7 protein-coding genes are annotated in these 9,486 nt (G+C 70.5%); 5 read left to right on the top strand and 2 right to left on the bottom strand.

The window, feature by feature from the left end; genetic code table 11:
• Window positions 1-145: 145 nt before the first annotated feature.
• Genes A5697_RS00515 through A5697_RS00535 form a run of 5 tightly spaced genes read left to right on the top strand, consistent with a single transcriptional unit; the run spans window position 146 to window position 4,782 of the window.
• Window positions 146-2,881: an ATP-binding protein gene (locus tag A5697_RS00515; protein ID WP_068007031.1), complete on the top strand. Its 2,736-nt coding sequence runs from the start codon at window positions 146-148 to the stop codon at window positions 2,879-2,881.
• The gene (locus A5697_RS00520) at window positions 2,878-3,276 is read left to right on the top strand and encodes a serine protease inhibitor (RefSeq protein WP_067949870.1); all 399 of its coding nucleotides are present in this window, start codon (window positions 2,878-2,880) and stop codon (window positions 3,274-3,276) included. The genes A5697_RS00515 and A5697_RS00520 overlap by 4 nt, the downstream gene beginning before the upstream one ends.
• A 6-nt stretch (window positions 3,277-3,282) precedes the next feature.
• Entirely contained in the window at window positions 3,283-3,657 is a 375-nt protein-coding gene (locus A5697_RS00525; protein ID WP_067949872.1) for a DUF742 domain-containing protein, read from the top strand.
• Window positions 3,638-4,234, top strand: coding sequence for an ATP/GTP-binding protein (locus A5697_RS00530; RefSeq protein WP_068007014.1), 597 nt, complete (start codon window positions 3,638-3,640; stop codon window positions 4,232-4,234). The genes A5697_RS00525 and A5697_RS00530 overlap by 20 nt, the downstream gene beginning before the upstream one ends.
• The gene (locus tag A5697_RS00535; RefSeq protein WP_068007017.1) at window positions 4,231-4,782 is read left to right on the top strand and encodes a pentapeptide repeat-containing protein; all 552 of its coding nucleotides are present in this window, start codon (window positions 4,231-4,233) and stop codon (window positions 4,780-4,782) included. Before A5697_RS00530 ends, A5697_RS00535 begins: the two co-directional genes overlap by 4 nt.
• A gap of 5 nt (window positions 4,783-4,787) precedes the next feature.
• On the opposite strand, the gene A5697_RS00540 is transcribed toward A5697_RS00535, so the two are convergent.
• Window positions 4,788-7,325, bottom strand: coding sequence for an ATP-binding cassette domain-containing protein (locus A5697_RS00540; RefSeq protein WP_068007019.1), 2,538 nt, complete (start codon window positions 7,323-7,325; stop codon window positions 4,788-4,790).
• Window position 7,326: 1 nt separating this feature from the next.
• Window positions 7,327-9,486 (bottom strand): ATP-binding cassette domain-containing protein (locus A5697_RS00545; RefSeq protein ID WP_197500869.1); only part of this gene is annotated, 2,160 nt, incomplete at its 5' end.

Below are 9,486 nucleotides of genomic sequence, written 5' to 3' on the forward strand. Positions count from 1 at the left end.
ATACTCGTCGGATTGCCACGTTGACGCGCTCGCGCCCATCTGGCGTGGTACGGGTGGATAAAGCAGGAAGTCTCATGAGCCTCTCGATTTCTCGAGCGCTGACGATCAGCGCAGCGGCCGGTCGCACGGCCGTGGCGACGTGACCATGTTCGCCCGCCCGGCCAACCCGGCCGAGGCGGCCGCACCCGAGTCCCCACAGCCGCACGCCACCGACCCGGCGCCGGACAAACGCCCGCCGACCTGGTCGCTGAGCAACTGGCCGGTCCGGTGGAAAGTGCTGGCGATTGTGCTGGTCCCGCTGGTGTTGGCGACGGTCTTCGGGGTGCTGCGCATCCACGGCGCCATGGCGAACGCGGGCGGTCTGCGGCTTGCCGCCGCGCGCGCCGACGTCGTCCCGGTGGTCACCAAATACATGTCCGCGCTCGATGTCGCCCTGATGGCAGGCAGCACCGGACGCGACGTCGAAGGGGCCAAGAAGAACTACGAGGCGCGCAAGTACGAACTGCAGACCAGACTCGATGACACCGACGTCAGCGCCGATGTCCGATCGGGCGTGAACAACCTGCTCGACGGCGGTCAGATGCTGGTGAACAAGGCAGCCGACAACGGCCTCGGTTTGCGGGAGCGGGTGACCCTCTACGCCCCCATCCTGCTGACCGCGGAGGACGTCATCAACGCGTCGGTGCGCGTCGACGACGAAAAGATCCGCGCCCAGGCTCAGGGCCTGAGCCGGGCGGTCGGCGCCCGCGGGCAGATGACGATGCAGAAAATCCTTGTCACTCGCGGCGCCGAACTGCCCGAGCCGCAGCTGCGGACCTCGATGGCGACCCTGGCGGGCACCGAGCCGTCGACGCTGTTCGGCATGAGCGAAGTCGTCGGCGCCGGTTCTCCCGAAGCCAAGACGCTGCAGCAGCAGATGGTGGGCCGCATGGCGATCATGTCCGATCCGGCCAGCGTGCTGGTCGACAACCCAGACCTGCTGCGCTCGATCCAGACCACCGACGAGATCGCCGAACAGGTCATCAAGGACGCCACCGCGTCGGTGACCAAGTCGGTGCACGCCCAGGCCGCCGACAAGCGGAGCGCCGCGATTCTCGACACCGTCCTGGTGCTGGCCGCGATTGTCATCGCGCTGGTGGTCGTGTTGCTGGTGGCGCGCGCGCTGGTGCGGCCGCTGCGCATCCTGCGTGACGGCGCCCTCAAGGTGGCCCACACCGACCTCGAGGAGGAGATCGCCCGGGTCAAGGCGGGCGGCGCCGAGCCGACGCCGCAACCGCTTCCGGTGTACACCACCGAGGAGATCGGCCAGGTCGCGCACGCGGTGGACGAACTGCACACTCAGGCCCTGCTGCTGGCCGGCGACGAGGCGCGGCTGCGGCTGCTGGTCAACGACATGTTCGAGACCATGTCGCGGCGCAGCCGTTCGCTGGTCGACCAGCAGCTGTCGCTCATCGACCGGCTGGAGCGCAACGAGGAGGACCCCGAACGCCTGGACAGCCTGTTCCGGCTGGACCACCTCGCCGCCCGGCTGCGCCGCAACAGCGCCAACCTGCTGGTGCTGGCCGGCGCGCAGCTCGCCCGCGACCAGCGCGACCCGGTGCCGCTGGCGACGGTGCTCAACGCCGCGGTGTCCGAGGTCGAGGACTACCGCCGCGTCGAAATCGCCGGATTGCCCGACAACAGCACGCTGATCGGCGCGGCCGCCGGCGGCGCCATCCATCTGTTCGCCGAGCTGATCGACAACGCCCTGCGCTACTCGCCGCCCTCGACGCCCGTGCGGGTCTCGGCGGCCCGCGGCGGTGACGGGGGAGTCGTGGTGCGGATCGCCGATTCCGGCCTGGGCATGAACGACACCGATCGCCGCATGGCGAACATGCGGCTGCAGGCCGGGGGCGATGTCAGCCCCGACAATGCCCGCCACATGGGGCTGTTCGTGGTCGGCCGGATCGCGGCCCGGCACGGCATCCGGGTCGGGCTGCGCGGCCCGGCGGCCAACGAGACGGGCTCCGGCACCACCGCGGAGATCTACCTGCCGCCGACCATCCTCGAAGGCGGGGGCCGGCCGGTCCGAGCGACGCGGATCCGGGCCGTTTCGTCGCCCAGCCCGCAAATCGCCGCGCCGCCCGAGGAACGCACGCCCGAGCCGGCGCTGCAGAACGCCGCGCAGGACCCCGTACCGCCGGTCACGCTGCTGCCCCGGCGCAACCCGGGTTCCAGCGGCATCACCGAGGTGCCCGCCGACGAGCGGCAACCCCAGCGGCACCGGCGCGAACTTCCCACCCCGTGGTGGGAGAGCGGCGACCCGGCGGAGCCGGATCCCAAGCCCGCGCCGGCGCGGACCGCGTCGGACACGTCGGCGTTCTTCGCCGCCCGATCGCGGGAGGCCGACCAGCCGGCGGCCCCGGCGCCGAGTGCGCCCGCCCAGCCGATTCCGGCCGCCCCCCAGAGCGATCCCGCGCCGGCCGACGACGACGTGATCTACCGGCGGATGCTGTCGGAGATGCTCGGCGACCCGCACGACCTGGTCAACAGCCCAGACCTGGACTGGCAGTCGGTGTGGGACCGCGGTTGGACGCTGGCCGCGGCGGCCGAGGAGAAGCCCGTCGAATCGCGCACCGCCGAGCACGGCCTGCCGGTCCGCACGCCCGGCGCCCGCCTCGTGCCGGGAACGGCCAACGGGACCGCCCTGCCCGGCCAGGACCAGCCGGCCGACGAAGGCCAGGGAACCAACGGCGGCACCCACTCCGCCCGCGAGCCGCAGCACGCCGCCGCGACGCGCGATCCCGAGGCGGTGCGCGCCTCCTTCAGTAACCACTTCGGCGGCGTGCGCACCGGCCGGTCGCACGCCCGCGACACGACGCAAGGGTCCGATCAGGAATGACTTCACCTGACAACTCGCTGGACTGGCTGGTGACGCGGTTCGCCCGCGAGGTCCCCGGCGTGGCGCACGCCTTGCTGGTTTCCGTCGACGGGCTGCCCCTCGCCGCCAGCGAGCATCTCCCACGCGAGCGCGCCGACCAGCTGGCCGCGGTGGCGTCCGGTTTGGCCAGCCTCGCGACCGGCGCCGCGCAGCTGTTCGAGGGCGGGCAGGTGCTGCAGTCGGTGGTCGAGATGCAACACGGCTACCTGCTGTTGATGCGCGTCGGCGACGGCTCGCACCTGGCCACGCTCGCCGCCACGTCGTGTGACATCGGTCAAATCGGTTACGAGATGGCCATCCTGGTCGAGCGGGTCGGGGGCGTGGTGCAGTCCACCCGCCGGTCTGGCGTCTCGTGAGCCGCGATGGACGAACGCGAACCCCGGCCGGGCGCACGTAGCGGGAACCTGGTCCGCCCGTACACCCTGACCTCCGGACGGACCGGCACCGACGTCGACCTTCCCGTGGAAGCGCCGATTCAGACGCTGCAGGCCGGCCTGGCTTACCGGTGGCCGGCCGACGACGCGAAAGGCAAGATCATCCAGCTCTGCGTTGGCAGTCCGTCGGTCGCGGAGATCTCTGCCCGGCTGGATTTGCCGCTCGGTGTCACGCGCGTCCTGGTCGGCGATCTGGTTTTGTCCGGCTACCTTCGGGTGCATAAGACGTTGTCCGAGCGTTCGACCAGAGATGAGCGCCACGAACTGATAGGAAGGACGCTGCGTGGCCTTAAGGCACTCTGAGGCGCACTCCGAGTTGTACGCCGACTCCGCCCACGCCTCGACGAAGATCGTCATCGCGGGCGGGTTCGGTGCAGGCAAGACGACGTTCGTCGGGGCGGTGTCGGAGATCATGCCGTTGCGCACCGAGGCGATGCTCACCGACGCCTCGACCGCCGTCGACGCGCTGGAAGCCACCCCGGACAAGCGGACCACCACCGTCGCGATGGACTTCGGCCGGATCACGCTGGACGAGGACCTGGTGCTCTACCTGTTCGGCACGCCGGGGCAGCGCCGCTTCTGGTTCATGTGGGACGACCTCGTCCGCGGCGCCATCGGGGCGATCGTGCTGGTGGACTGCCGGCGCCTGGAGGACAGCTTCGCCGCGGTCGACTTCTTCGAGCACCGCAATCTGCCGTTCCTGGTCGCGGTCAACGAGTTCGACGGCGCGCCGCGCTACCCCGTTGCGGAGGTGCGCGAGGCGCTCACGTTGCCCCCGGACATCCCGATGATCACGGTCGACGCCCGGGATCGCCGGTCGGCGACCGATGCGCTGATCGCGGTCAGCGAATACGCTCTGGCCAGCCTGACGGCCAGTTGAGCACGCGGTGGGTTGATCGCCACTTCGAGGGTCACGACTTCACCGACGAGGACCTCAGCTGTCGGCAGACCGAACGGGTCGTGTTCGACGAGTGCAACTTCAGCGGCGCCAACCTGGCCGAGTCGCAGCACCGCGGATCGGCGTTCCGCAATTGCACGTTCAAGCGGACGTCGTTGTGGCACAGCGAGTTCGCCCAGTGCAGCATGCTGGGCTCGGTCTTCGTGCAGTGCCGGATGCGGCCGATCGCCTTCGACGAGGTCGACTTCACGCTCGCGGTGCTCGGCGGTAACGACCTGCGTGGCGTCGACCTGAGCGGCTGCCGGCTGCGGGAGGCCAGCCTGGTGGAGGCGGACCTGCGCAAGGCGGTGTTGCGCGGCGCCGACCTATCCGGCGCGCGGACGACCGGCGCCCGGCTGGACGACGCCGACCTGCGCGGCGCGACCGTGGACCCCTCGTTGTGGAGAACCGCGTCGCTGGCGGGCGCCCGCGTCGACGTCGGCCAGGCGGTGGCGTTCGCGGCGGCTCAAGGTTTGCGCCTCGACGGCTGATCGGCTCAGTGCTTGAGCCGGATGCGCCAGCGCACCAGCGCGGCATAGCCGACCGACAACGCCGCGAGCATGCCCATGTCGAACAGCCAGGCGGCCGACGTGTGCTGGAAGTGGCTGTCCCGCGGGCTTTGCGGGCCGGGCGCCACCGTCCACAGGTCGACCGTCGACGCCTGCGCTGCGTATCCCCAGCGCGAGGGGACCACCCAGGACAGCTGGTCGAGGAAGAGCCGGTTGGTGACCGGGACCATCCCGCCGGACAACACCATCTGCCCCATGAGCGACACCACCAGCAGCGGCATGATCTGCTCGTTGGAGCGCGCGAGGGCCGACAGCAGCAGCCCCAGCATGGCCGCGGCCACACACGTCGCGGCGACGGCGACGAACAGTTCGAGGGTCGCGTTGCCGAGCAGCACGGCCGGCCGCTTCGGGGCGCCCTTGCCGATTATCACGATGGAGGTCGCGATGGCCGCCTGGATGACGGCGAACACGCAGAACACCGCGATCTTGGCCAGCAGGTAGGCCGTCGTCGACAGCCCCACCGCCTGTTCGCGCTTGAAGATCGGGCGCTCGCCGATGAGGTCGCGGATCGTCAGTGCGGTGCCCATGAACGCCGCGGCCATGGTGAGCAGCGTCAGGATCGTCCCGGCCTCGCCGGCCGAGTCGCTCGTCGGATCGGCGTAGCCGAACCCGGTGTGGCCGGGCACGGTCAGCGACAGCGCACCCATCACGAACGGCAGCAGCGCCAGGAACACGAAGTAGGCGCGGTCGGAGACGACCAGGCGAACCTGGCGGCGCGCGACAGTGGAGAACTGGTGTCGCATGGTGGTGCGCGGCGTGGCGCCCAGATCGGCCGGCGCCTCCGTCTCCACCGGCGGCGGGGGCTTGTTCTGCGCCAGGAAGCGGCGGTTGGCCTCGTCGGGGTCGGCGCCCACCTTCGCGAAGATCTGCGCCCAGTTGGTGGTTCCCATGACCGCGCCGATCTGGTCGGGTGCTCCCAGGAAGGCCGTCTTGCCGCCGGGAGCCATCAGCAGCACCTGGTCGCAGACGTCGAGGTAGGTCAGCGAGTGGGTGACCACCAGCACCACCCGGCCCGCGTCGGCCAGCTGACGCAGCATCGTCATTACCTGCAGGTCCAGCGCCGGGTCCAGGCCCGACGTCGGCTCGTCGAGGATCAGCAGCGACGGCCCGGTGAGCAGTTCGAGCGCCACCGAGGCGCGCTTGCGCTGCCCACCGGAAAGCTTGTCCACCCGGGTGTCCGCATGCTGCGTCAGCCCCAGCTCGTCGAGCACCTGCGCGACGACCTCTTCCCGGTCGGCCTTGGTGGTGTCGGGCGGTAGCCGCAGCTCGGCCGCGTAGCCGAGGGCCTGGTTCACCGTGAGCTGGCGGTGCACCACGTCGTCCTGGGGGACCATCCCGATCCTGGTCCGCAGCGACGCGTACTCGGTGTGGATGTTGTGGCCCTCGAACGTGACCAGCCCGGAGGTCGGAGTGGCGTACCCGGCGATAAGGCGCGACAGCGTGGTCTTGCCCGCGCCCGACCCGCCGATGAGTGCCGTCAGCGTGCCCGGGCGGGCCGTCAGCGAGATGTTCTCGAGCAGGTTCTTGCCCGTGACGCTGAAGTTGACGCCGCGCACCTCCAGGCCGCCGGTGCGGGTGGCCGCCTCCTGGCGGCGGACCAGGATGCCGCCGGAGAACACCAGGTCGACGTTGCCGATGGTGACCACGTCGCCCTCGGTCAGCACCGCGGACGCGGCCTTGACCCCGTTGACGAAGGTGCCGTTGCTGCTGTTGGCGTCGCGGATCTCGGGTCCCGCGGGTGTCGGGGTCAGGAACGCGTGGTGGCGCGACGCCAACACGTCGTGGATGACGATGTCGTTGTCGAGGGCGCGACCGATCCAGGCGGCGCGTCCGGGCCGGTCGGTCGCCCGATCGGAATCGGGTCCCAGGTTCTTCACCCGCGTGGTCGGAAACTCCGCCACCTGACCGCTCACGCCGATCTGGGTGGGCTGATTGAGGCCGGGCGGCCCGCCCGTTTGCGGCACCGAGCGGGTCGCGGCATCCGGCCGGACGATCGGTACGGCGGTGGTGCGGTGCGGACCCTCCCAGGGGTGCGCGCGGGGCGGCCGCGGCGGGCTCGGTGGTCGCGGAGCGGGCTGCGCGCGCTGGGCGTCGCTGGGCGGCGTGATGACCGGGATCGACTCCGTGGTCGGCGGCAGCATGCCCACGGCCCCGGTGTGGTGGCCGATTTCGAACGTGATCCGGGGACCGTCGGGCTTGCCGATGTTGACGGTCCGGCCGTCCTCGATGTCGACCAGCGGCACCCGCTGGCCGTTCATGTACACCCCGTTCAGCGAATTGTTGTCCAGCGCAATCCACTTGCCGCGGTCGAAGCGCAGCAGCAGGTGCGATCGGGCGACCAGGGGATGCGCCACCCGCAGGTCCGCGCGCAGGTCGCTACCGACGACCACGTCGCGGCCGGCCGCGAAGCTGCCCTTCGATCGGTCGGATCGAACAGTCAGGACGGGCGCCGGGGCTTGGGTCATCTCAGCGTTTCAGCCGGATGTGCCATCGGACGAAGCCGGTGTAGGCGATGGAAAGGAACGCGAGCATCGCCATGTCGAACACGAAGATGTGTTTCGAGTGCTGCCAGATCGGGTCGTTGGTCGGGATCTGTTTGACCTTCACCAGCGACGGAAAGTCGATCGACGACGCCCCCGCGGCGTAGCCCCAGCGGGCCGGTGTCAGCCACGCGAGCTCCTCGAGACCGAAGCGCTGATAGACCGGGATCATGCCGCTGGAGAACACCAGCTGCGACATGATCGACACCACCAGCAGCGGCATGATCTGTTCGTTGGACTGCGCCACGGCCGACAGCAGCAGGCCGAGCATCGCCGACGCCACACAGGTGCCCGCGACGGTGACGAACAGCGAGAAGGTGGAGTTGCCGAAGAAGGGCGGGTGGGCGGTCGGCGCACCCTTGCCCAGCCGCACGATGATGGTCGCCACCGCCGCCTGCAGCGTCGCGAAGACGCAGAACACCGCGATCTTCGCCAGCAGGTAGGCGGTGGTGGACAGCCCGACGGCCTGCTCCCGCCGGAAGATCGCGCGTTCGCCGATCAGGTCGCGGATGGTCAGCGCGGTGCCCATGAAGACGGCGCCGATGTTCAGCAGCACCATGATGTACTGCGGCTGCGTGGGTGCGGGGCCGAGCGGGTCGGCCGGGCCGAGGCCGGGATGGGGCCCCTTCACCGTCAGCGACAACGCGCCGATGAGGAACGGCAGGACCGCCAGGAAGACCGTGTAGCCGCGGTCGGACACCACCAGGCGCACCTGGCGGCGGGCGATCGTGGACAGCTGCCGCCAGAGGTCGGTCCTCGGTGGTTCACCCAGGTCGGCCGGGCTTTGCGGGGACGGCGCCTGGGACTGCTGCTGATTGCGCTCCCGGAAGCGGCGGTTGGCCTCGTCGGGGTCGGCGCCCACCTTGGCGAAGATGTCGGCCCAGTTGCGGGTGCCCATGGCCGCCTCGACCTGATCGGGCGGGCCGCAGAAGGCCGTCTTGCCGCCCGGCGCGACCAGCAGGATCTGGTCGCAGACGTCCAGGTACGACACCGAGTGGGTCACCACCATCACCACGCGGCCCGCGTCGGCCAGCTGGCGGAGCATCAGCATGACCTGGCGGTCCAGCGCTGGGTCCAGGCCGGAGGTCGGCTCGTCGAGCAGCAGCAGCGAGGGCTGGGTGAGCAGCTCGAGGGCCACGGAGGCGCGTTTGCGCTGGCCGCCGGACAGTTTGTCGACCCGGGTTTCGGCGTGCTTGGTCATGTCGAGTTCTTCGAGGACCTGGGCGACGATCTGGGCCCGCTCCGCTTTGCTGGTGTCGGGGGGCAGCCGCAGCTCGGCGGCGTAGTTCAGGGCCTGGTTGACGGTCAGCTGCCGGTGCACGACGTCGTCCTGCGGCACCATCCCGATTCGGCTGCGCATCGACGCGTACTCGGCGTGGATGTCGTGCCCCTCGAAGGTCACCGAGCCCGAACTGGGGCTGGTGTAGCCCACGATCAGCCGCGACAGCGTGGTCTTGCCGGCGCCCGAACCACCGATGATGGCCGTCAGCGTGCCGGGCCGGGCGGTCAGCGAGACGTGGTCGATCAGCTGCTTTCCGTCGACCTTGAAGCAGACGGAGTTCACTTCCAGGCCGCCGGTGCGGGTCGCGGCCTCGGTGCGGCGCAGCAGCTCACCGCGGGTGAAGACGAGGTCGACGTTGCCGATGGTGACCACGTCGCCCTCGGTCAGCACCGCGGACCCCACCCGCACACCGTTGACGAAGGTCCCGTTGACGCTGTGGGCGTCGCGGATTTCGGTGCCCAGCGGCGTCTGGGTCAGAAACGCGTGATGGCGGGATGCCAGGACGTCCTGGATCACGACGTCGTTGTCGGTGGCACGCCCGATGGTCAGTGCGCCGGAAGGCTTCTGGATGGCCCCGGACCGCGAGGGCCTGAGCGCCTGGAACATCTTCGTCGCCAGGTTCGCCACCTCGGGCGGCTTGGCGCTGGTGGGTGACATCCGGGTTTCCGGCGCCGGCAGCTGCGGATGCGGCTGGAAATTGGAGGGCGCCGGTGCGGCGGGCGGAGGGGCCGGCGCGCGACCCCCGCCCGCGTGCATCGGTTGCCCCGGCGGGGCGGGGCGCTGCCCGGGCGCGCCGGGGTCCAG

This window comes from Mycobacterium sp. E3251 (genome assembly GCF_001666835.1).
Taxonomy (GTDB): Bacteria; Actinomycetota; Actinomycetes; order Mycobacteriales; family Mycobacteriaceae; genus Mycobacterium.